Below are 23,373 nucleotides of genomic sequence, written 5' to 3' on the forward strand. Positions count from 1 at the left end.
AATGTGGGTGGATTCTATAATGGCAGAGCTAGAGGAGATTGTAGAGTCTTGCGGCTGCATACTCTATGATGTGAGCGTGCTTAGAGAAAATGAAGCACAGATTTTGCGCATAAGTATTATTAAAGATGGGGGGGTGAGTCTTGATGATTGTGAGCTTGTATCGCAATCTATCTCACCATTTCTTGATGTAAAAGATGTGATTAAAGATGCCTACACGCTAGAAGTAAGCTCGCCGGGTATTGAGCGCGTGCTGAAAAATCCTAGGCATTTTATGCTCTCTTGTGGGGAGATGGTGCAAATTAGACTGCTTGATAAGCAGGAGATTGTGGGTGTGCTGGTGAAAGTTAGCGATAGTGGAGTTTGGCTTGATGTAGCAAAGATGGATTCTAGGGATTTGGATGGTGTAAGTGCTTTAGATTCTAATGGCTTTATCCCCTACGCTGCAATCAAACGCGCTAAAACAATATTTGAGTGGTAATGCTATGAAATCTCTCTGCACACAAGCTAAAAAAGCCCTGAAATCCTGTCTCAAGGTGTGCTGCCCCCCCCCTATAAGAAAATCCCTATCCACATATCTCTATAAATATCGCGCGGATAGGGCGTTTGAGCGGATCTATCTTGCGCGTAAAGTCGCCCCACCGCTTGCATTCTTGCCGCGCTTATCCCATTTATCCCATTTGCCCAGCTCGCCCCACGCCACACAAGCACGAAAAATCCGCGTGCTTTTCTACAATGATTGGGGCAATAGCTGGGAGGCGTTAGAGCCTCTAGCATTAGTCCTAAGTGGCGATCCTGCCTTTGAAGTCATCGTGCTTGCTATGCCTTCTAGGGTAGAATCTAGCGCGTTTTATGATCTTAATGCAAGCTTATCCACACAGAGCTTCGCGCAAAAAGTGCAGACTCAAGCTATCTTGGTGCAAGATATTCTAGATTCTAGTGATTTGGATTCTAGTTTGGCGCGTGCCAAGTCTTTGCACGCTACCAAGCTTGCGCAATGGCTAGAATCCACCCTTGCTACAAACTCTAAGCCCCTTTGTCTCATAGGCTTTGATACCGCGCTAAATGCCCCCATCACGCCGCAAGATTTGGCTGCGCATTATTGCTTCACCACGCGCCCTTATGACTCGCTTCGCCCTGCAGCTTGGAGCAATCCACGCATAGCCCAAATTTCTAAGCTGTGCTATATCGAGTATGGTGTGTATATGTTTTCTTCTTTTGATGAGATTAGCGCGTATGATTATAGATTGCTGCGCTTCTATGATTATTACTTTGCGCCCACACCTTTCCACGCCAAGCTTAGTGCCTCTAAGCAAGGAGCCAAAAGCTTGCTGCGCATAATGCTTTCTGGCAGTGCGTATTTTGAACGCCTTATATCCCTAGCAAGCCACAAGCCTCACGCCAAGCCTCTGCGCGTGCTGTATGTGCCTAGATGGGCGGCGCAAGATACGCATTCGACTTTTTCGCGCTATATTGAGCCGCTTATTGAAGCAGCCAAGCAAGGGCATTTCCGCCTGCATTTCCGCCCTCACCCCAATATGTATGACCACCTAGTAGAATCCAATCTTCTATCCAAGCAGCAATGGCAGGGCATAAAAGATTGCGTTGAAAAATATGGATTCTGGGATACTCGCCCAAGCATTATGGAGTCTTTTAGCGATAGTGATATTATCATCAGCGATACAAGCTCTATGCTTATTTATGCCTTTCTTAGCGGCAAGCCTACGATTTATACGCAAGGCGATGATATGGCAGAGATTTGCGCGTGGGCGTTGCGCGTGGCACAAGGCGTGTTTATCGCTACAAGCAAGCAAGAATTACTACAAGTCCTGCGCGATCTATGCGCTAATTTACAGCAAGCCTTTATGCCAAAGATCATCTCGCGCGATTGGATTTTGCAGCAGAATTTCTACTTCCCCAAAGGTGGGGCTAGTGCCATTATACGAGATAGTATCCTTAGCGATATGAGCCAAACTAGCCCCCAAGCAAAAGCACTAGATAAGGATTTTAAACACTTAGAGAGTGCTTTATGTCCCACAGACTTACCACCACAATACATAAGGATCAAACGATGATAATAGGCTATACCACAGGCGTGTATGATTTATTTCACATAGGGCATTTGAATCTCTTGCGCAATGCCAAATCAATGTGCGATAAGCTCATTGTGGGCGTTACCACAGATGAGCTTGTGAGCTACAAAAACAAGCGTTCTGTGATCCCATTTACCGAGAGAATGGAGATCGTGCGCTCTGTCCGCTTTGTCGATGCGGTGATCCCGCAAGATAGTATGGATAAGCTTGCTATGCACGATCGCTTGAAGTTTGATGTGATGTTTGTGGGTGATGATTGGTTTGCCACGCCAAAATGGCAGAGTATAGAAGCAGAGTTTGCTAAAAGGGGCGTTAGGATTGTGTATTTCCCCTATACGCAAGGCACAAGCTCTACGCTACTCAATAGTGTCTTAGTGCAATTGCGCAATGAATCTCAAACAAAGGAGCAATGATGAAAAAATCATTAGCAAAACGACTATATAGCAAGCTAGCAAGAGTGGCGATCGCCAAGCTACCAGAATCCACCTATAAAGAAGCATTGATGAAAAGATATGTCAATGTGATTAGCAATATTGTCGTAATCGTGGGGCAAAACTGCACGCTAAAATGCCAAGACTGCGCGAATTTCTCGCCGTATTTATCAAAGATTCTGCCCTTTTACCCAGCGCAAGAGATTATCGCTGATATGCAAGAGCTTATCAAAGAAGCGCAGATTGCGTATTTGCAGTTTCAAGGTGGAGAGTTTTTCTACCACCCAGATGCTAGGGAGATTCTAGCATTTGCTGTGCAAAGCCCTAGAATCCACTCTATTTGTATCGCTACAAATGCCACGATAATCCCCAAAGACTCTATGCTAGAGCTTCTTGCAAGCCCTAAAGTAATCGTGCGTATCTCTAACTATGGGCAAGTGAATGCCAAAACCGCCACCAAGCTAGAAGAAGTCCTGCAAGCAAGGGGCATAGCAGTGATTTTGCGCAATACTTATCGTGGGGCAGGGCTGTGGAGTAAATGTGGCGATAAAGACACAAAACAACTCCCCTCAAAAGCTATGCAAAAAGTCTTTGACTCTTGCACCTTTGCCAAAGAGTGCTTGACTATGGAAAATGGCTTTATCACGCGCTGCTCTAGGGGGACGATCGCGCATATTATGCAGGGCTTTAGGCTTGGTGGGGGCGATGGGGTGGTGGTGCGCCCTAGTGCGGCTAGAGCTTTTGAGACTATCCACCTAGAAGCAAACGAAGCAAACGCAGATAAATACAGACAAACGGGGGGGGGGGGGAATCTTTGCCGATTTTTACCTACAAAAGCTTGCAGAGATTTATCACAGATCATCAGCCTATCACAGCGTGCTACTATTGCTATGGCAGCGAGGGTGTGCAGGTAACGCCCGGAGTGCAAATGAGCAAAGAGCAGCTAGAAGCAATCAAGCAGACACAATTACCACAACTATCACAACCATCACAATTACAATGGAGCAAAGGAGACAAGATCAATGCGCCTAGAGCATAGAAGGCTTTTTGGCTTGGAGAATGAGTTTTACAAAGTGGGGCTAGAATCTAGCTTTAACGATCTCTCAAGGGCTGTGTGCGAGAGTGGGTTTGATGATTTTAGCCCAGAGGGTGTTACAAGCTTTTTAAGCTTCCGTTATCCAATTTTGCATCACACGATGTTTGCAGGCTTTAAAAGAAGCGATGAATATAGAGGACTAGAATCCACTTTATCCTTTGGGCAGGGCAGATACACAAATATGCAGCAAGCCAAAGTGATAGCAGAATTTTTGCTGCTACAAGCCATTGAAAAAAAGGTAGCAAATGCTAGGAGGATAGGTATAGCCTTAAGCGGTGGGCTAGATAGCTCGCTGATTGTAGCGATGTGCAGGGCATTGTATCCACACAGAGACATCTACACATATAGCATAGGATTTTATGGCGATGATGAGTTTAAATACGCAAGAAAAGTGGCAAAGAAATTTGCCACCAAGCATTATGAAAAGACGCTTGGGTATAAAGAGTTTTTTGGCGATGATTCTTGGCTAAAGGCACTTATCAAGCAAAAAGCCGCGCCCTTGCACCCCAATGAGCTGCCTCTAGCTTACGCACAAGCCCAAGCGCGCAAGGACTGCTGCGATGTGGTGCTGTGTGGCGAGGGGGCTGATGATGTCTTTGGCGGGTATTCGCATAATCTTATGCTCTATGCCAGCTATGTGGGCGAGCCGCAGAAATTTTATGCCTATATTTTGGAGCATTATCGCTACTTTTCATACTCCACTATGCGATCTCTAATCCACGATAAATATATAGCCGATGATACTGCTATGATCGCGCCAATATTTCGCAGCAATGCGCCAAAAGATTTGCGCGATTATATGCTCTACTTTATCCAAGCCCTGCACACAAGGGGGCTTATAGAAAGAGGGGCTAATGCCCTGCGCTTTTATGGCTTTAATGATGGGTTTGTATTTTTGGATTCTAGTCTTATTGATTTTGTCAATAATCTGCCCTTTTCTTACAAGCTGCATACAAAAGCCCCCGTGCAAATACCGATTAAAGACTATAAAAGCTTTAGCGATACGCATTGTGAGAGCAAGTTTTTGCTAAAGAAAATCGCCAAATCTTACCTGCCTAGCTCTATCATCACTAGGGAGAAAAAGGGCTTCCCCGTGCCTTTTGCCCTGTGGGATAAGCAAAAAGCCTTTGATATACAAGTGGATTCTAGTGTGTTTAAAAGCGATGATTTGAGCTGCTGCAATGCGTGGGAAAAGTTTATGATCTATAATCTTAATGCGTTTGTGGAGGTGTTTGGGGGGTATCGCAGACAAACGGGGGGGGGGGGGGGTAAATATTTAAGGGATTCAGCTTGTGGGCTAGAATCGCGGATTTCATCGCCGCGCTTCGTCGATAGACCACTAGTCTTATCTTCCTTGCGCGGCTTGAAAAGCCACGATTCTATCTCCACAATCTTAGAATCCTATACCGATAGTCAAAAGCACAAAACAAGGCGCAGCCGCAGTTTCTTTAGTAAATCAAGCGCGAGCAGCTCTACACCAAAAAACGCCGTTTTTAGCTCAAAAATCCTAGAATCCACTTTTACATCACAAGCCAACTCCCCTATTCTGTCATTGCGAGCCGACTTGTCGGCGTGGCAATCCACACAAACAAAGACACAAATCCTAGAATCCCAAAGCGACACTAAAGCACAAATCACAAACAACGCCCAACCCCTAGAATCCTTTGCAGGCTCGCTTGCATTTTTAGCGTTTTCAAAAGTGGATTCTAGTCCTAAAATCCTAGAATCCACTTTTTCACATAATGCGCCTTTTCTGTCATCGCGAGCCGTGTGCCACACCAACCCCCTATTGTCATCGCGAGTCTTGCGACAGCAAGGCGTGGCGATCCACAATAAAAAAGCGGATTCTAAGAAAAACGCCCAAAACACAAACCCCCTAGAATCCACTTTTGAAAAAACGCAAATGGATTGCCGCGCAATCGCTACCGCGCTTGCTCGCAATGACGGAGATATTTCGCCTACGGCTCAATATGACAATAAAAAAGTGGATTCTAGGGATAAAAACGCTCAAAGTGCGTTTGATAAACAAGCCGCAGGCGGCAGGATTTCTAAAGAAACTTCGCTTCGCTTGTTTTGTGATGAAAAAGCAGGGTTGTGCAGTGGCGAGCAAGGAGATAAGACTTGTGGTCTATCGACGCCGCGAGCCGCAAACTCCCTGCTTTTTCGCGCAAAGCCAACGCCCAAACCACTTACAAGGAGTAAAAATGGACAACAAAACCTATTGTATGAGTCATTATCTAGCTTTCCGCTATATCGCTGATGAGAGTAAAAACTTCTTCCCGCATTTATCTCATCGTAATTTCACGCCAAGTTTCACGCACGATCTTATCGCTAATGTCGATGAGCTAGACTTCTATATCGCAAAGCAAATGCAAGGGCTAGATCCTAGCACCACGGGCATTATGCTTAGTGGGGGGATAGACTCTGCTGTGGTAGCTTCCTATCTGCCTAAGGGTGCTAAGGCTTTTACAATGCGCTGCAACGCTTTGCCTACTAGCATTGATGAGACAAAGCAAGCCGCGCTCTATGCTAAGCATTATGGGCTTGAGCATATCATCGTGCCAATTTATTGGGAGGAGATTCTAGCGCGTTTGCCTAGTATTTTTAGCTTTGATGGCGTGCCCTGCCATAGCATAGAGCCGCTTATTGATATTTGCTTAAGCACAGCAAGATCTATGGGCGTTAGGACAATGTGCCTAGGCGAGAGCTTTGATCTAGTCTTTGGCGGTATGGATAAGCTTTTGGCAAAGGATTGGGGCTTTGATGAGTTTGTAGAGCGATATACATTTTTAGACCCTAAAAGAGTGCTAAAGGAATATGTCGATACTAAAGCAGTCTTTGAGCCATATAGGCAGGGAGAGAAAATCGACTTTGTGCGATTTATTGATGAGATTTTTGCCATAGAGTCTAGCACTTCATATTGGCATATATTTGAGAAAAACGCTATGGGCTATCTTGACCCTTGCCAAAGGGTGAAAATGGCGCAGCCCCTTGATTTGCAAAAGATACGAAATGGCAGCCCAAAATATATGGTGCGCGAGCTTTTTGCAAGGCGATATAAGGGCATAGCAATCCCAGATAAAATCCCTATGCCAAGAGAGGTGGAGTTTTGGCTTAGGGACTATGAGCCTAGTAGAGATGAGTTTATAGCAGGGGCGCATAAGGGCTTAAGCGGGGATCAAAAGTGGCAGCTCTTTTGCTTGGAGCAGTTTTTGGATATGCACGATCCTAGATTCTAGGGTGACTGTATGGAGTGGATTGGAAATATCGCGCTTTATGTGGTGCTTGCTTGTGGGGTGATCGGCTGTGTGGCTTCAATCATCGCTAGAGAGTCCGCACTAGCCCAAGCATATATGAATGGATTCTATGCCATAGGGCATATTTTTGTAGCTATTGCTGGGATCTTTGCAAGTATCCCTTATATCGTATCATTGGTAGAATCTATCGTATCTCCGCTATATAGCCTAGCTCATATCGATCCAAGCCTAGCGATCACAAGCATACTTGCCATAGATATGGGCGGCTATCAAGTCGCTATGCAAAGCGCAAAGAGCCTAGAGGGCGCGACTATGGCGATGTTTGTTGGGTTTATGGCTGGGGCTACGATAGTCTTTAGCATACCTGTGGGCTTGCGGATAATCCCAAAGGCAGCGCATAAGGATTTTGCACTTGGGATTATGATTGGGTTTTTAGGGATTCCATTTGGGGTGCTTGTGTCTTGCTTGTTTATTATGCTAGATCCTGTGCTTATACGAGATCATATCGCCACACAAGGAAAGCCCACTTATTTGCTAGATTTTAGCTTGCCATTTATTGTGTGGAATCTTATGCCACTTGCTGTCTTTTGCCTAGTGGTTTCTTTGGGGCTATATTATGTGAGAAAAGTAATGCTTGTGGGGTTTTATGTGCTTGGGTTTGTGGTAGATATGTGGGGCAAGGTATTTCTTACACTGCTGCTTATAGAGCATTTTAGCGGTGGGATTAGCTATGTGTTTGGGGGCTTTCCCTTTGATCCGGTGTTTGCAGATGAGAGCGATACAATGAGAGCCTTAGAGATTGCTGGATATACCGGGCTTGTGCTATCTGGGACATTTGTTTTATGTGCGCTGCTAAACACCGCATTAAAGCTATCGCATAAGCCCAATGCTTTGCTATTTGGTGGGATACTTGCTTGTGCGAGCAATGTCCTAGCTGCATACCCTATGCTAGCTAATCTCTCGCCCAAAGCTAGAATCCAAATTGTCGCTTTTAGCGTGTGTGGTGGGTTTTTGATTGGCGATCATTTGTCTTTTAGTGCGAATTTTCAGCCTAGTCTTATTGTGCCAATTATGCTAGGCAAGCTTGCTGGTGCGCTGCTGGCTTTGTGGCTTGCGCGATTTTTCATAGGGCAGAAGTAGCCCATCTGCCACTTGTGCTTATGCTAGATCTTGTGCGCTTTTGGTGGCATATTTGGCAAATTTAAGTCTATGGATATAAAGATTGTGCTACAATCCCCACTTATTTTGCTTGAAATTTGTGATTTAAGCGATTTATTTCTAAGGAGCAACTATGGCAAGGAAATGTTTTTTCACAGGTAAGGGTCCAATGGTCGGCTACAATGTAAGCCACGCAAACAACAAAACTAAAAAGCGATCTCTCCCTAATCTCCGCAGCATTCGCATCAAGCTAAGTGATGGCACATCTATGCGCGTGAAAGTCGCCGCCTCTACACTAAGGACTATGAAAAAGCACGCCTAGCGTGTAAGGCGATCCCATTGCTTAGCAAACTCAAAAAACTTCTGCATTGGGGGAATTCATCAAAGCCAGATATTGATCTCTCCCCACAGCTCTATGAGCAGTTTAAGGCTTTTAGATTTCCGCTTGTGCTGATCCAAGTCTTTATCTTGGTCGGCACGCTAGGGTATTTTCTCCTAGAAGACTACAATATCGTCCAAGCTTTTTTCCAATCTTCTTATACTTTTACAAACACCGGTTTTGGCGCGCTGAATGAAAAGGAGTTTGGCGCATTAGCGATCCTTTTTACAACATTTTTGATGATAAGTGGCGCGGCGATTATTGCCTTTAGTGTGGCGTTTATCGTTAGTATCGTAAATACAGGTGTTTTGACAGGACTTTTAAAGGAGAAAAAGATGATAAGTAATATCGCGCGCTTGCGCAATCACTATGTGATCTGCTACCACAATGAATACACCATCGAGCTAACCAAGCAATTCCGCGAAGCACAAATCCCCTTTGTCGTAGTGGATTCTAGCCCGGATTTTGAGAAGCAAGCTTTGGTGCATAAATACCCCTACTACATCATCGGCGATCCCCATACCAACACCGCTATGCTAAAGGCGCGTTTATCCACAGCACGAGGGGTTGTAACATTTTCTAAAAATCTCTCCGACAATATCGCGCTCATCGTCTCTGCCAAGCTCTTTGCCCAAGAGCTTAAGCGCAAGCCCTTGTATATCATCTCAAGTGCGGATTCTGAAGAGCAAGTCCAGAAGCTGCAAAAACTCGGCTCTGATACGGTGATTTCCGCGCCAAAGCTTATGGCACAGCGCATTAGTGCTATGGCTTTGCGCCCAGATATGCAAAATCTCCTAGAGCGATTTGCCTACAAAAACAACAGCGGATTAGATCTAGAAGAAGTGCTTGTGCCTAAATACTCGTGGCTTGTGTTAAAAAAGCTTAAAGATGGGCATTTCCGCGACTTTGCCAAGGTCTTTATCGTAGGTATCACGCAAAAAGATGGCAAATACTTTGCAATGCCTGATGAAGATACGGTGATTTCTAGTGAGTGTAAATTGCTAATGATCGGCACTTCTAAGGGTATAGGTGATGTGCGTAGGCTCATTATGAAGTCAAAAAAGCCCAAAGAAATCGACTATATTTAATCAATACTTTAAGGAGATAGTATGGAGCATTTTCCAAAATCACGACTCAATCAAGCCCAAATCGATAAAGAAGACCGCATACATACAAGTATCAACGACTTCAATGAAGCCAAGCAAGTCATCGCCGGCGGGGTGAATTCTCCTGTAAGGGCGTTTAAAAGTGTGGGTGGCACGCCCATCTTTATCCAAAAAGGGCAGGGCTGCTATCTCATCGATAATGATGGCAATAGCTATATAGACTTTGTGCAGAGCTGGGGACCGCTGATTTTAGGGCATAGTGATAGTGATGTGCTACAAGCGGTGCAAGAAGCTGTGCAAAATGGCTTAAGCTATGGCGCACCCACAAGAGCAGAGACATTGCTAGCAAAGGCGATCATCGCTAGCTATGAAGGCGTAGAAAAAGTGCGCTTTGTAAGCTCTGGGACAGAGGCTACAATGAGTGCTATCCGCCTAGCAAGAGCTTTTAGCGGGCGTAGTGATATTATCAAATTTGATGGCTGCTACCACGGACATAGCGATAGCCTGCTCGTAAGTGCTGGGAGTGGGTGCGCGACCTTTGGCAGCCCTAGCTCGCCGGGTGTGCCAAGCGATGTGAGCAAGCACACGCTAGTAGCACGCTATAACGACATAGATTCTGTGCAAAAGTGCATTGAAGCAAGTGGGCAAGTAGGCGCGATAATCATCGAGCCAATCGCGGGGAATATGGGGCTTGTGCCTGCAGAGGCAGAGTTTCTGCTCTCTTTGCGTAAGCTTTGTAGCGAGCAAAATATCGTGCTAATCATTGATGAAGTGATGAGCGGATACCGCGCAGCCTTTAATGGCGTGCAGCATTTCGTGCCAATAGAGCCTGATCTTGTGTGCTTTGGCAAGGTGGTGGGCGGGGGTATGCCTTTGGCAGTCTTTGGGGGTAGGGCGGAGATTATGGATATGCTATCCCCACAAGGCGCAGTCTATCAAGCAGGCACACTAAGTGGTAATCCAATCGCCACTGCCGCTGGGCTTGCTACATTAAAAAAGCTTGCCAAAGATAAGGGGCTATATGCGCGGCTTGAGGCTTTAGCTAGGCGATTTACGCAAGGGCTAGAATCCTGCGCAAAGGCGCATAATATCCCACTGCAAACGCAAGTGCGTGGGAGTATGTTTGGCTTGTTTTTTGCCTCTAAGCCTGTGAGGAATTTTGATGATGCAAAATGTGCTGATAGCGCGATGTTTGCGCGGTTTCATCAAGAGATGTTGTATCGTGGCGTGTATTTGGCTTGCTCGCAGTTTGAGAGTGGCTTTATCTGTGCGCCAATGAGTGAAAAAATCATCGATGAAGCCTTGCAAGCAGCAAGCGAGAGCTTTGCCTATATCACAAAGGGCGAGCGATGAGCAAGGATTTCACCCCAAGCCCCCTAGAATCCACTTTTGACGATCAAAGCGGGGCGAACGCAAAAAAAGTGGATTCTACTAGCAGCGAGCAAGCAAGCAGCACAAGCACCGACAAACCCACGCCAAAAGCACAGAAGCTCATCAATAGTGCCTATGATCTAAGCCTAGGCATATCCATTGTCGTAGCAGTGCTGCTAGGACTTGGCATTGGTATCTTGCTGCAAAAGCTTAGTGGTAGTGTGTGGGGGCTAGGAGTTGGGGTATTTTGGGGTGTGGCAGCTGCGATTTTAAATATTTACAAAGCCTATAAACGCACGCAAAAATCCCTAGAAGACCTAGCAAATGACCCCAAATACAGCTACCATAAGCAAGAAGACTCATCATTCAATAAGCCTTAATCAATTTCATACTAGAATCCTTGCCTATTTATACTGCAAGGAGAAGTTATGGACTTGACACAAACTTACAATAAGGACTTTTACGGCGATCAGCAAGAGGCTTACAAATCAGCCCAAAAGGTGCTAGGGCTTGTCTATCAAGCATATAAGCCTAGTAGTGTTGTCGATGTGGGCTGTGGGCTTGGGACTTGGCTCAAGGTATGGCAGGAGCTGGATTCTAGCGTGCTTATAGCAGGGCTTGATGGCAATGCCGTGGAAGATAGCGAGCGGTTTATCCCTAAAAGTGCGTATGCGCAAGTGGATTTGACACAGGACTATACGCAGACTCTCGCGCGAGCTATCGCGCTAAAATCGGGGGGGGGGGGGGGACAACTTAAGCGCGTAGGCTTTCCGGCTAAAAATGGCGATCGCTACGGCGATTCTGCGCTCATTACCACTCAAGGTAAATCCCTTGAATCGCCTTGCAAAGCCCCATTTTTAGCACGAAAATCCCACCGCGAGCAGGTCGCACCAGAAAGCCTGCAAAGCCCCGATTCTAGCTCCACAATCCTAGAATCCAAAAGCGTTAATAAAAAACAGACACAAGCTCAAAAATCCCACTGCGAGCAAGTGGAATCAAAAGCGCAAAGCCCCGATTCTAGTCCAGATGATCTAGCTATGCTTTCTAAGCCTTTTGCCCTAGCGCAAAGCTTTGAAGTCGCCGAGCATTTAGACCAGCAATACGCGCTAAAATTTGTCAAGCTCCTTACTTCTTGTGCAGACATTGTGCTATTTTCTGCCGCGATTCCTTATCAAGGTGGTGTGTGTCATATCAATGAGCGTGAGCCGGGGTATTGGGCGGAGCTGTTTAGGCAGTGTGGCTATGAGTGCTTTGACTGCTTGCGCCCTAGAATCTGGAGCGAAGAATCTGTGCTATGGTGGTATCGGCAAAATCTCTTAGTATTTGTGCATAAAGATAAGGTTTCAAGCCTTCCGTATGGCTTTTTGGGCAATGCGACTTCGCCTCTGTATATGGTGCATTATGCGGTGTGGGAGGAGCGCAGCAAGTGGCTAGAGTCGCTTAATATCGCCCATACTGACAAGCCACTATTTACCGCCCTAAAGCTAGCGGTAAAGTGGGTGCTACTTAAGCTACATTTACTTGATCGCATAAAGAGACTGCGAGCCAAGCGATCGCAGCCATAGTGCGAGCGCGGTAGGCATAGCCACGCGTGCGGAGTGTGAGAGTCGCTGGGCTTACAAGTTGCAATGGCAGTTTTTCCGTCATTGTAAGCGGTGTTTCTGCTTGTGTGGGCTGTGCTGCTGTCATTGCGAAATTATGCTAGCACGGCAAAGCAAGCAAAGCCGCAGCTTCTTTAGTAATCCACACAACACACAAAAGTGGATTCTAGTATAAGGTTATTTTGCTAGCGCAAAATATGGATTGCCACGCAACCGCTATCGCGCTTGCTTGCAATGATAGAAAATGGGCTTGATTGCTAGAATCCGCGTTTTGTGTTTGTGTGCCTTTCTTTGTGGATTGCCACGAAAATCCTTGCGGATTTTCTCGCAATGGCAAAAAATCGTTGTCAAAAAGTGGATTCTAGTATAATGCGCTCTTGCATTTAGCTTGCACATTAGCACAAAGGGGGCTTATGCTTATTTACATAGCAAAGCGTTTAGGGCTGCTTATCCCCACGCTTTTTGGCATTATCACGCTTAATTTCCTGCTTATCCAGCTAGCTCCGGGCGGTCCTGTGGAGCAGATGATAAGCAAGCTAGAATCTAGCCATATAAGCGAAGCTGGAGCTGGCATTAAGCCTAGTGAGTATAAAGCTAGCAAAGGCGTGCCTAGTGCGCTGATAGAAGAGCTAAGAGTGCAATACGGCTTTGATAAGCCCTTATGGGAGCGGTTTGTGCTGCTGCTTAGATCTTATGTGGTCTTTGATCTTGGGCAGAGCTACTACCGCAAGGCTCCTGTGTGGGAGATCATTTGTGAGAAACTACCTGTATCTATAAGCTTAGGGGTGTTTAGCACGCTGCTTATGTATCTGCTTGCTATCCCGCTTGGCGTGTATAACGCCTATCACAATGGCTCGCGCTTTGATAGCATAAGCTCATTTATCATCGTGGTGTGCAATGCTGTGCCGCCGTTTTTGTTTGGCGTGGTGGGGATAGTGTTTTTAGCAAGTATGTGGGAGATATTTCCACTGCGTGGGCTAGTAAGCGATGATTTTGAGCTATTAAGCCCTGCTGGCAAGGTGCTTGATTATTTGCATCATATCACACTGCCGGTGCTATGCCTTTCACTTGGCTCTCTAGCGTGGCTTACTTTCCTTACCAAGCATTCTTTCATCGATGAGCTACATAAGCCCTATGTGCTGTGCGCTAGGGCAAAGGGCGTGAGTGAAGCGCGCATACTCTATGGGCATATTTTCCGCAATGCTATGCTGCTAGTGATTGCGTCATTTCCTAGCGCGTTTTTAGGAATGTTTCTTAGCGGGAGCTTGATGATTGAAATGCTCTTTAGCCTTGATGGGCTAGGGCTTTTGGGCTATGAGAGCTTGCTAAGTAGGGATTATCCTGTGGTGTTTGGGAGTTTATATATTTTCACACTCCTAGCACTTGTGTTTGGGATTTTGAGTGATATTGCTTATACGCTCATTGATCCTAGAATCCACTTTGACACGCGCTAGATTCTGTTATAATGCTATATCTTTTTATAGGGGCTTGTTGTGCGCATTATCTTACTCATCGCTAGCATATTGCTTATAGGCTATGCCCAGCCTGCCATTGAGACTACTTCTGTGTGTGATGATGATATGTGTGCTAAAGCAGAGCAAGACTCCCAGCCCAATACACCCAATACACCCAATCCAGCCCAATCCAGCCCAATCCAGCCCAAGAAAAAGCACGCGTGGTATCTAGGGGCGAGCATTTTCAGCGGTGATGGCGTGCTGTTTGAGAAAGATTCTGCGAGCAATTTTACCAAACGATTCCACGCTAAAGATGGCGGTGTCATAGGGCTTGTGGGTGGGCTATATCGCATAGCTCCTAGACATACTTTGCGCTATGGAGTGCATTTTGGATTTTCATCAATAGCCTTTAGTAACAACTACGATTCTAGCTTGTTTGAGCTAAGCGGTGCCAAAGGTGGCGTGGGACTTGGGTATGAGTGGAGCTTCTACTTAAAAGAGCATTTTGCTTGGAGTGCGGTCTTTGGCGCAGAATACACTGCCTACTACTACAAAAAAGAGAGTGATCTATTGCTTTTGCAAGAGATTATGCCGCGGATCGGGATAGGCTTTGAAGGGCGCGGACATCATTATTTTGAAGTGTTTTTTGGGATACCGGTGTATGCTAACTTAGAGGTGAAAAACACGCATTCTACCTTTGTTACCTCGCGCTATCCTAGGCATTTACGCTTGGGCTTTTCGTATATGTATAGATTCTAAGTGATTGGTATGCAATATAGCTTTGGCGAGATAATGCAGCAGTGGCTATATGGGCAAAATGGCTACTACCACAAAGCACACATAGGCAAAGACTTTTATACCGCAGTAAATGTCTCTAGGCTTTTTGGCGGCGCACTTGCAAGACATATCATCACGCTCCTAGAATCCAGCCAGCTCACACTGCCGCTACATATCATAGAGATCGGCGCACATCACGGCGAGCTTATGTGCGATGTGTATGACTTTTTGGGCGTTTTGAGTGTGGGGGTGATGGAGCAAACACGCTTTAGTATCATTGAGCCGCTAGAATCCTTGCGCATCGCCGCTAGGGAGAATCTAGCCACGCGTGCGATCGCGCAGGTGAGCGACTTTGATGCGGTGGAATTGGGTGGGGGTGAGAGTGTGTTTATCTTTAGTAATGAGCTTTTTGACGCCTTTGCGTGTGAGGTGGTGCGTGAGGCTCAAGGGCGCACGCAAATGCTCTGTGGCGTGGGAGAGTGGCAAAAAGTGGATTCTAGTGAAGTGGATTCTAAGGGATTGGATAGCGAGGGGGAGGAGGTGGATTCTAGTGTGGTGGGGAAGGTGGATTCTAGAGGGTCGCTGCGCCTAGAGTGGTGCGATATGGCTGCGCTGCGGCATAGCGGCTTGGCACAAAGGGTGCAAGAGGTTAAGCGATTTATGCGTGAGTATGGGCTTAGGACCGGGGAGATCCCGCTTGCTTGGGAGGGCTTTGTGCGGGATCTTTGCAGCTTTGCTAAGCGGGCAAAGCTCTGGCGGTTTCTTAGCTTTGATTACGCGCCTTTGGGGAGTGGTGGGCTTTCTCTACGGGGGTTTAGGGCGCATAGGGTGCTTGATTTTACAGAGATTATGCGCGATGTCTCGCTGCTTTTTGGCGAGATTGATCTCACTTATAATGTCGATTTTACGCTACTTGAAAGACTCTTTGCTAGCAATGGTGCGCACAAGCTTTTCCAATCTCGGCTCAATGCCCTGCTCGTGGAGTTTGGCATTATAGAGCTGCTGCAAAGCTTGCTTGAAGCATATCCTAGCGAGTATGAAAGCCAAGCCTTGCGCGTGCGCCAGCTTCTGGGCGGGGGCTTGGGAGAGAAATTTATGGGCGTGTGCTTTAGCGGCTAGGGTTGGGTAGGGCTAGAGTGCTGCTCTAGGAGCTTATGTAGCGTTGCTTGCGATAGGGTTTGTAGCTCTGCTAAGGTTGTGTGCTTGGTGGTGGCTTGTTGTCTGGCGTTATCCTAGGGGGTTATTGGGGGTTTATGGTGTTTGTTTATCGCGATATTATGCCCCTAGATTGGATAAATCCATAAACACAATATGTGTTTGTTACTTTTTGTATCGTTTGGTGGATAATGATTCAAAGCCCTTGTTTGCGTGGATTCTAGGCGAAATCTCACCAAAACTTGCAAAAAATTTGCAAAAAATCTATAAACACAATATGTATTTATCAAAAATTGCCTATAATTCTCCTATATCAACTACGGAAAGGAAATGATATGAGTCAAATTATTGGATTCCCACGCATTGGAGAGAATCGAGAGTTAAAAAGAGCGTTAGAGAGCTTTTGGGCTGGCAAGATCAGCCAAAATGAGCTAGAAAAGGTCGCCAAAGAGCTGCGAGCAAAGCACTGGGCAGAGCAAAAGGAGCTAGAAAATGTCTGTGTCAATGACTTTAGCTTCTATGATAATGTCCTAGATCTTGCCTACGCACTTGGGGCAAAGCCTGCGAGATTCCAGCATTTAAGTGGGCTAGAGGGGTATTTCGCTATGGCTAGAGGGCATAAAGATGGGCAAGCGTGCGCGATGACAAAGTGGTTTAATACCAACTACCACTTTGTCGTGCCAGAGCTTAGTAGCAGTGATACTTACAAAGTCAATGCAAGCGCGATTATCGATCAATATAAAGAAGCCAAAGCTCTAGGCTATAAGCCTAAAATCGCCTTGGTAGGGCTCTTTACCTTTGTCGCGCTAAGCACGATCACACAAGGGGAGTTTGCAGAAGTCTTTGACGCTGTCAAAAGCGCGTATTTCACGCTGCTAGATGAGCTAGCAAAGCTGGATTCTAGTGTGCTAATTGAATTTAGCGAGCCGATTTTCACGCGCGGGGTTGATGAGCGGTTTTATCATCTTATCAAGCCTACTTATGATGCCATAGCAAATAAGGGCATTAAAGCGGTGGTTACGAGCTTTTTTGAGCATAGCAATGAAGCTAGCGAAATCCTGCTAGAATCCAAAATCTACGGGCTTGGGCTGGACTTTGTCTATGGGGAGAAAAATACGCAGATCCTCCCAGCCTTGGCAAAGAGTGATAAACTGCTTTTTGCCGGGGTGATTGATGGGCGCAATATTTGGATCGCTGATTTAGAATCTAAGCTTGCCCTGCTAGAGCAAATCGCCACGCATATCCCTAAAGAGCGCGTTATCATCTCTTCTTCTTGCTCGCTTTTACACGCGCCTTATAGCAAGAGTGCGGAGACAAAGATCGATAGCGAGATTCTTTCCTGGCTCTCCTTTGGGCTGGATAAGGTGCAAGAGCTTTTGGTCTTAGACGCGCTTTTTAAAGCTCCTAGCGATGAAGCCCGCGCCAAGCTTACGCACAATCAAGCCCTAATTGCCGCACGCAAAAGCTCTTGCAAAATCCACGATAGCGCGATCAAAGCTCGCCTAGAATCCACTCTTAAAACCGCGCGAGATGAGAGCTTTGCGGCGCGGATAAAGGCGCAACGAGCCGCGCTTGCTTACCCCAATCTAGCCACAACGACAATAGGCTCTTTCCCACAAACTCAAGAGATCCGCACCTTGCGTCTAGGCTACAAAAAGGGCGCGATTAGCAAAGAGCAGTATGATGATGGCATTAAGGCATATATCAAAGACTGCATTGCATTCCAAGAAGAAATCGGGCTTGATGTGCTTGTGCATGGAGAGCCAGAGCGCAATGATATGGTGGAGTATTTTGGCGAGCAGATGAAGGGCTTTGTCTTTAGCCAAAATGCGTGGGTGCAGAGCTATGGTAGCCGCTGTGTCAAGCCCCCTATCATCTATGGCGATGTCTCTCGCCCCAAGGCTATGACACTTGAGTGGATCACCTATGCCCAAAGCCTTACTACAAAGCTTGTCAAAGGTATGCTAACCGGACCGGTTACGATTTTGAATTGGAGCTTTGTGCGTGATGATGTGCCACGCTCTGTGGTATGCAAGCAGATCGCCCTAGGCATTGCCGATGAGATAGATGATTTACAAAAAGCTGGGATAAAGATTATCCAAGTTGATGAAGCGGCGTTTAAAGAGGGCTATCCGCTTAGGGCTGAAAATATCGCTGAGTATGAGAGCTGGGCATTAGAATGCTTCAAGCTTGCTACTGCCATAGCAGAGTCCAGCACGCAAATCCACACGCATATGTGTTATAGCGAGTTTAATGACATTATTAAAACCATTGAAGCCCTTGATGCTGATGTGATTAGCATTGAGACTGCTCGCAGTGGTAATAGATTATTACAAGTCTTTAAAGAAGTGGGCTACACACACGAGATAGGACCGGGGGTCTATGATATCCATAGCCCTAGGATCCCAAGTGTAGAGGAGCTAGAGGGGCAGATCCGCGCGCTACTTGAAGTGCTGCCCAAAGAGCAGCTATGGATCAACCCTGACTGCGGGCTAAAGACACGCAAATGGGAAGAAGTCAAGCCTAGCCTAGCCAATCTTGTCAAAGCGACAAAAAATGTCCTGCACACTTTGCAGTAGGGCAGGGCTATAAGGCAAGCTAGAGCAAAAGCGCAAGGCAAAGCCTTAAGGAGAATCTATGAGCGCGACACTAGATAGCAAAATTACTGCGGCTTTTAGCAAGCTAGAGAGTAGTGGGGACTTTGTGAGCTTTGAGCTAACGCCCCTTGTAGGTGCGCAAGTGCTAGCCCAAGACACCTTAGATGAGCTGCGAGATTGCACGCTTTTTGATAGCTTTGTCTGCACAGATTCTCCGCTAGCACGCTTCAAGCCTTCATCGGTGCTAAGTAGCATTGCCTTGCAAAATGCTTTGCAAACGCCACTTATCTGCACGCTTTCTATGAGAGATAGAAACACTACTGCACTATGTGGTGAAATCCTAGGGGCAAATGCCTTTGGCTTGCGGGCGTTTTTGAGCCTTACAGGTGATCCTACAAAGCTTGGCAATACAGATTCTAAAGCCGTGTTTGAGGACAACTCCACTAGGCTTAATGCCATCATCAACGCTCTAAATGCAGGGCTTGATCTCACGGGCAATACCCTAAAATCCACGCCAAAGCGCATTTATAACTGCAATGTCATAAACTCCTATGCTATCAATACCAAAACTATTGAAAGCAAAATGATCAAAAAGATCAAAAGCACGAAAGTGGATTCTAGCTGCGCTCTTAGCGCGTTTTTTAGCCAGCCTGTGTATAGCATAGAGTCTGCCCACACGCTCCTAGATAGCCTAGAGTCTGCCAATCGCACGCTAGGCACGAAAGTGTCTTTGGTGCTGGGGTTTTTCCCTGTGGTAAGCTATAAAAGCGCGGTATTCTTGCGCGATAAAATGCCCGGGGTCTTTATCCCAGAGTCGTGGATCTTGCGATTAGAAAAGGCACACAAAAGCCACGATCCAAAAGCAGAGGAGCAAAAAGTAGGGCTTGATCTCTCGCGCGAGCTTTTTTATAGCTTGCGCAAAATCCACAATAAATTCCACTTTATGACAAACAACAACCTCCCCCTAGCGCGACAAATCCTACTATAATACGCTATTTGCAGCTAGGGGATACAATGATAGATAAACAGCCTTTGACTATTGGCGTGATTTTTATCCAAAATGCCTTGGGCGAGTGTGTGATAGGCTTTGAGAGTTTGTATGCGATTAAGTATATTTACCCGTGCAGGCTTGTGGTGTTTGCCCAGCCGACTTTGCAAAATCTCTTGCGTGAATGCGACTTTGTCGATGCCATAGAGCCTTGCACAAAGCAGGCTATTGATGCGTATGCTTGTGATTATGCCTTGCTTACCAACTCTAAAAGTGCGCATATCCGCTTCGCACTCTCCACCAATGCCAAGCGTATCATTTGTGCGACAAAGTTTATAAGCCTATTTTCTTGGCGGTGCAAGAGCGTGGGGATTTATCTATGGAAAAAGTATAGAAACTACGATGAGCGCGAGATCTTGCTAGCGTTTGTGCGCAGGATCAGCCCCAAGCTCTATGATGAGCGATTCCCTAGCATAGATCTCACACAAAGCAAGATCCCTTATAGCAAGAGCCACGCGCAAGTGGTGCGAGACTATCTAGAGCTAGCAGGGCAAAAAGTGGATTCTAGCACGCCGCGCTATCTTATAATGATAAATCCTTTCAACAATGCCTGCCCCTACTCGCTAACCAAACAGGGCTTTGTTAGGCTCATAAATGCAGTGGCGCAAATCCCAGAGTGTATCCCACTTGTGATAACTTTTGACAAAGTGCATAGAGACTTCACACAAGCCCTAGAATCCTACTTTAATCATAATTTGAGCCATATCGCTGCCCCCCCCCTTACACAAAATCCACCTATAAAGCCCATAGTCTATCGCAATGGCGATGATCTCTTGCAGCTTGCAGCGTGGGTGGCTCACTCTAGCTGTGTGATAAGCCCTAGCACAGGCACACTGCACCTAGCGTGCAACCAGAGAGTCCCTACAATCGCCCTCTATCCAGAATACGACACGCGCCGCTGGGCTACGCATAATAAAAAATATGTATTTCTGCACACGCTAGCCAAACACATAAGCCCCGAAGAAGAGCAAGAGGCAATCACACAAACTATCACTATGCTTAGGGCAATGATCCGCGCAGGAGAAATCACCCCTATGATCTACTAGAATCCACTTTTCAAAGGGACGATACAGCTTTGGGTATCCATAGCGGTGATAAACAAGCCAAACCCCCTAGAATCCACTTTTGTAATTCTGTGTTTTCACAAATGGATTCTAGTAGCACCGCCCCCAAAGTCATTGCGAGACTTCCGCAGGAAGTCGTGGCAATCCAAAAAAGTGGATTCTAGCGATAACGCCCTTTTTTCTGTCATTGCAAGCCCACGCGATAGCGATTGCGTGGCAATCCATATTCTGCGCTAGCAGATAATCATACTAGAATCCACTTTCGCGGATTGTGTGGATTACTAAAGAAGCTGCGCTTTGCCGCACTCGTTTCACTCGCTCGCAATGACAGAGGGCGTGGAGTAGATTACTAAAGAAGCTACGCTTCGCAAGTGTCTCGCAATGATAGAAAACAACACCGCTAGTGTAAAAAGTGGATTCTAGCGGATACTATGGCTCACAAATTTTGCATAGTTATCTAAAATCAGTCCGCCCTTGCGGAATCCCAGCCCGCACGACTCATAGGCGAAAAACACATTTGGCTGATAGTAGAACTCGCCATTTTTGTTTAGCTCGTGGTAGGCTTGATAGACTCTCTTGCAGTTTTGATACTCGCTAGTGTTTTGCGCTATGATCTGGCTACTTTCATCAAAAATCTCTATCCCCTGTCCCTCTCTGCCAAAGCTAGCCTTGCTCACCTGCGCCTTGCCTTGTAGTGGCTCAAAACTGGATTCTAGCAGCAAGGGGTGATTGGGGAAGAGATCCCATAGGATTTTTAGCATTCTTTTACTTTGGAAAAGTAGCGTATAGGCTGGGTTTAGGAAAATCCCAGCCTTGCTCTCCATAATAGAGCGCATAAGCATAGCTAGCTCTGGCTCATCGATAGCGATACTCTCCCACGGCAACAGCTTAAATAAAAATTCATAATTGCACTCATTAAAAAACACCCCTTGATCTTGGGAGAACCGCACTTCATCAATATAGGCAAACTCCGTCTCAAAGCCCGCACTCCTAGCGATCTCTTGTAAAAATCTGGTCGTGCGCTCTTCTTCATCATTGCCACTCACACAGCTAAAGAGTATCTTCCAGCCCTCATAAATCTCGCTAAATCGGCTTGTATCTGCCCCAAGCGTGATAATGCGCTTAAAATTTTCTTGCAGTGCTTCATAGATATTATTAAACTGCTCGTTTTCATCAAGCCCATTAGCCTTAAGCATAGCCCATTGGATAACCGCGCTTTCATAGAGCATTGTAGGGGTGTCGGCATTAAACTCAAGCAGCTTTAATGGCAGCCCATCAAGCCCCCCAGCAAAGTCAAATCGCCCATATAAATGCCAATGCACCTCTTGCTCCCAGCTCTGCTTGATCATAGGGATAAGCGATACGGGTATATCTAGGTCAAAAAATAAGTTATTATCAATGACATACTGCCCCGCTTCGCAAAACATCTCATAGAGCTCATTGCCTGCATTGTAGAATCTCTCTGCTTCTTCTTGGGTGATCTCTACCATTTCTGGCGCGATATAATCCGTAGTGTCGCGATCGGTATGCCAGCTAAGACCTATGGATTCTAGGGCTTGCTTGTTGATTGGGGTAAGTGGTATGATGTGCATAATTGTCCTTTGGATAGAAGATATATCATAGCATTTTTAAGCGATGATAAAAGAAAAGTGCATTATAATGCGCGTTTGCAAATCTTTAGGGATTTGTAGCGGAGTATGGCGCAGCCTGATTAGCGCGCACCCTTGGGGTGGGTGAGGTCGTGGGTTTGAATCCCGCTACTCCGACCACTTGTCTTTTATGCTTTATCTCTCTTACTCTTTATAAGTAAAAACATTGCCATCAAAGTCTTGCAATCTCGCGCTGATATTTTCAAGGTAGAAAATTGCGAAATCCGGGTGATTGGGGTTGCTATCAAACACCTTTGCTATGCGATCATACTTTGCCATAAGGGCTTCTTTGGCGTCGATATGATTGACCACTCTAGCTTCTCCACGCACACGAAGTGCTAGAATATCTGCTGTGCTTATGCAAATCTCCACGCCACTATGCTGTGTGATGTGTTTGTAGAGATTTTTGCTAGGCGTAGTGCCGATGTATAGCTTGCCATTATGCACGATATTAGAGCGCATAGGGCGCACGCGTGGATTCCCGCAAGTGCCCTTTGTGCCAAGATAAAACGCCCCAAGATCTAGAATCTTGCCTATTTCTACCAGTGTAAGATCCATTGCGCCCTACTTAATGCTTGCAAGGGCTTTGTCGTAATCTGGCTCATTTGTGATCTCTTCACACACTTCTACATAAGAGACCTTACCGCTAGGATCAACGACAATCACCGCGCGAGTCAGTAGCCCAGCAAGAGGGGAAGATTCTAGGATCACGCCATAGGCTTTGCCGAAATCTTTGTTTGCAAAATCACTGAGTGTGGTTAGATTCTCGATCCCTTCTGTGCTGCAAAATCGCCCTTGAGCAAAGGGCAAATCCAAAGATACAACATACACTTTTGCATTTGCTAGCCTTGCTGCTGTCTCATTAAACTTACGCGTTTGTGTCGCACATACGCCTGTATCAAGGCTTGGCACGACATTGATGATTTGATAGCTTCCGCTAGCTCCGCCTACTTCTACTTGCGATAAGTCTTTGGCGATGAGCTTGACCTGTGGGGCGGTATCGCCGAGCTTGATTGTATTTGCGCTTAATTTGGCTGGAGAGCCTTTAAATTTCACTTCCATAGTTATCCTTTGTGTTGTGTATCTCTATAATTAGAGAAGCGTGATTATAGTCTAAAGAATATTAAGGCACAATATGGG

Annotated in this window: 23 protein-coding genes and 1 tRNA gene; 20 read left to right on the forward strand and 4 right to left on the reverse strand. The window is 46.2% G+C overall.

What is annotated here, in order from left to right; all coding sequences use genetic code 11:
- Window position 1 precedes the first annotated feature (1 nt).
- The 12 genes from rimP to NYG90_RS06585 all read left to right on the forward strand — a co-directional run bounded on the left by rimP (window position 2) and on the right by NYG90_RS06585 (window position 12,453).
- Complete coding sequence (gene rimP, locus NYG90_RS06530; protein WP_285257174.1) at window positions 2–478, forward strand: ribosome maturation factor RimP; 477 nt, start codon at window positions 2–4, stop codon at window positions 476–478.
- Entirely contained in the window at window positions 423–2,072 is a 1,650-nt protein-coding gene (locus tag NYG90_RS06535) for a hypothetical protein (RefSeq protein ID WP_285257175.1), read from the forward strand. The genes rimP and NYG90_RS06535 overlap by 56 nt, the downstream gene beginning before the upstream one ends.
- Window positions 2,069–2,503 (forward strand): FAD synthase family protein, encoded by a 435-nt coding sequence (locus NYG90_RS06540; protein WP_285257176.1) that lies wholly within the window; start codon window positions 2,069–2,071, stop codon window positions 2,501–2,503. Before NYG90_RS06535 ends, NYG90_RS06540 begins: the two co-directional genes overlap by 4 nt.
- Window positions 2,503–3,435 carry a radical SAM family protein gene (locus NYG90_RS06545; RefSeq protein WP_285264854.1) on the forward strand — a complete coding sequence of 311 codons (933 nt, stop codon included), beginning with the start codon at window positions 2,503–2,505 and terminating at the stop codon, window positions 3,433–3,435. Before NYG90_RS06540 ends, NYG90_RS06545 begins: the two co-directional genes overlap by 1 nt.
- Window positions 3,436–3,543: 108 nt before the next feature.
- On the forward strand, window positions 3,544–5,877 hold the full coding sequence (locus NYG90_RS06550) for an asparagine synthase-related protein (protein WP_285257178.1): 2,334 nt from the start codon (window positions 3,544–3,546) through the stop codon (window positions 5,875–5,877).
- The gene (locus NYG90_RS06555) at window positions 5,822–6,856 is read left to right on the forward strand and encodes an asparagine synthase-related protein (protein WP_285264855.1); all 1,035 of its coding nucleotides are present in this window, start codon (window positions 5,822–5,824) and stop codon (window positions 6,854–6,856) included. The genes NYG90_RS06550 and NYG90_RS06555 overlap by 56 nt, the downstream gene beginning before the upstream one ends.
- A 9-nt stretch (window positions 6,857–6,865) precedes the next feature.
- Window positions 6,866–8,014 carry an ethanolamine utilization protein EutH gene (gene eutH, locus NYG90_RS06560; protein WP_285264856.1) on the forward strand — a complete coding sequence of 383 codons (1,149 nt, stop codon included), beginning with the start codon at window positions 6,866–6,868 and terminating at the stop codon, window positions 8,012–8,014.
- A 151-nt stretch (window positions 8,015–8,165) separates the two neighbouring features.
- Entirely contained in the window at window positions 8,166–8,354 is a 189-nt protein-coding gene (gene rpmB / locus NYG90_RS06565) for a 50S ribosomal protein L28 (protein ID WP_023930576.1), read from the forward strand.
- 17 nt (window positions 8,355–8,371) lie between these two features.
- Window positions 8,372–9,499: a potassium channel family protein gene (locus NYG90_RS06570; RefSeq protein WP_115011941.1), complete on the forward strand. Its 1,128-nt coding sequence runs from the start codon at window positions 8,372–8,374 to the stop codon at window positions 9,497–9,499.
- Between the two features lie 21 nt (window positions 9,500–9,520).
- Entirely contained in the window at window positions 9,521–10,870 is a 1,350-nt protein-coding gene (gene hemL / locus NYG90_RS06575; protein WP_285257181.1) for a glutamate-1-semialdehyde 2,1-aminomutase, read from the forward strand.
- Entirely contained in the window at window positions 10,867–11,268 is a 402-nt protein-coding gene (locus NYG90_RS10545; protein WP_350338550.1) for an AtpZ/AtpI family protein, read from the forward strand. The genes hemL and NYG90_RS10545 overlap by 4 nt, the downstream gene beginning before the upstream one ends.
- 48 nt (window positions 11,269–11,316) lie before the next feature.
- Entirely contained in the window at window positions 11,317–12,453 is a 1,137-nt protein-coding gene (locus tag NYG90_RS06585) for a hypothetical protein (protein ID WP_285264857.1), read from the forward strand.
- A 202-nt stretch (window positions 12,454–12,655) separates the two neighbouring features.
- Here NYG90_RS06585 and NYG90_RS06590 read toward each other — a convergent pair whose 3' ends face one another.
- The gene (locus tag NYG90_RS06590) at window positions 12,656–12,826 is read right to left on the reverse strand and encodes a hypothetical protein (protein ID WP_285264858.1); all 171 of its coding nucleotides are present in this window, start codon (window positions 12,824–12,826) and stop codon (window positions 12,656–12,658) included.
- Between the two features lie 76 nt (window positions 12,827–12,902).
- On the opposite strand from NYG90_RS06590, the gene NYG90_RS06595 reads away from it, so the two are divergent.
- The 7 genes from NYG90_RS06595 (at window position 12,903) to NYG90_RS06625 (ending at window position 20,821) form a co-directional block, all read left to right on the forward strand.
- A complete protein-coding gene (locus NYG90_RS06595; protein WP_285257186.1) occupies window positions 12,903–13,943 on the forward strand; it encodes an ABC transporter permease subunit in 1,041 nt (346 codons plus the stop codon).
- A 39-nt stretch (window positions 13,944–13,982) separates the two neighbouring features.
- Window positions 13,983–14,702 carry a hypothetical protein gene (locus tag NYG90_RS06600; RefSeq protein WP_285264859.1) on the forward strand — a complete coding sequence of 240 codons (720 nt, stop codon included), beginning with the start codon at window positions 13,983–13,985 and terminating at the stop codon, window positions 14,700–14,702.
- A gap of 9 nt (window positions 14,703–14,711) precedes the next feature.
- On the forward strand, window positions 14,712–15,839 hold the full coding sequence (locus NYG90_RS06605; protein ID WP_285257188.1) for an SAM-dependent methyltransferase: 1,128 nt from the start codon (window positions 14,712–14,714) through the stop codon (window positions 15,837–15,839).
- A 371-nt stretch (window positions 15,840–16,210) separates the two neighbouring features.
- Complete coding sequence (gene metE / locus NYG90_RS06610) at window positions 16,211–18,454, forward strand: 5-methyltetrahydropteroyltriglutamate--homocysteine S-methyltransferase (RefSeq protein ID WP_285257189.1); 2,244 nt, start codon at window positions 16,211–16,213, stop codon at window positions 18,452–18,454.
- A gap of 58 nt (window positions 18,455–18,512) precedes the next feature.
- Window positions 18,513–19,460 carry a methylenetetrahydrofolate reductase gene (locus NYG90_RS06615; protein ID WP_285264860.1) on the forward strand — a complete coding sequence of 316 codons (948 nt, stop codon included), beginning with the start codon at window positions 18,513–18,515 and terminating at the stop codon, window positions 19,458–19,460.
- A gap of 26 nt (window positions 19,461–19,486) precedes the next feature.
- A complete protein-coding gene (locus NYG90_RS06620; protein ID WP_285257191.1) occupies window positions 19,487–20,566 on the forward strand; it encodes a glycosyltransferase family 9 protein in 1,080 nt (359 codons plus the stop codon).
- Window positions 20,567–20,611: 45 nt separating this feature from the next.
- Complete coding sequence (locus tag NYG90_RS06625; RefSeq protein ID WP_285257192.1) at window positions 20,612–20,821, forward strand: hypothetical protein; 210 nt, start codon at window positions 20,612–20,614, stop codon at window positions 20,819–20,821.
- A 182-nt stretch (window positions 20,822–21,003) separates the two neighbouring features.
- On the opposite strand, the gene NYG90_RS06630 is transcribed toward NYG90_RS06625, so the two are convergent.
- A complete protein-coding gene (locus NYG90_RS06630; RefSeq protein WP_285257193.1) occupies window positions 21,004–22,176 on the reverse strand; it encodes a glutathionylspermidine synthase family protein in 1,173 nt (390 codons plus the stop codon).
- 99 nt (window positions 22,177–22,275) lie between these two features.
- On the opposite strand from NYG90_RS06630, the gene NYG90_RS06635 reads away from it, so the two are divergent.
- Window positions 22,276–22,353, forward strand: a tRNA-Pro gene (locus NYG90_RS06635).
- 24 nt (window positions 22,354–22,377) lie between these two features.
- Here the strand turns inward: NYG90_RS06635 and NYG90_RS06640 are convergent.
- Both NYG90_RS06640 and tpx read right to left on the reverse strand, forming a co-directional pair.
- Window positions 22,378–22,791, reverse strand: a complete 414-nt coding sequence (locus NYG90_RS06640; RefSeq protein WP_115011926.1) for a pyridoxamine 5'-phosphate oxidase family protein — start codon at window positions 22,789–22,791, stop codon at window positions 22,378–22,380.
- Window positions 22,792–22,797: 6 nt separating this feature from the next.
- Complete coding sequence (tpx, locus tag NYG90_RS06645) at window positions 22,798–23,295, reverse strand: thiol peroxidase (protein ID WP_285257195.1); 498 nt, start codon at window positions 23,293–23,295, stop codon at window positions 22,798–22,800.
- Window positions 23,296–23,373 lie beyond the last annotated feature (78 nt).

This window comes from Helicobacter zhangjianzhongii (assembly GCF_030249855.1).
Classification (GTDB): domain Bacteria; phylum Campylobacterota; class Campylobacteria; order Campylobacterales; family Helicobacteraceae; genus Helicobacter_B; species Helicobacter_B zhangjianzhongii.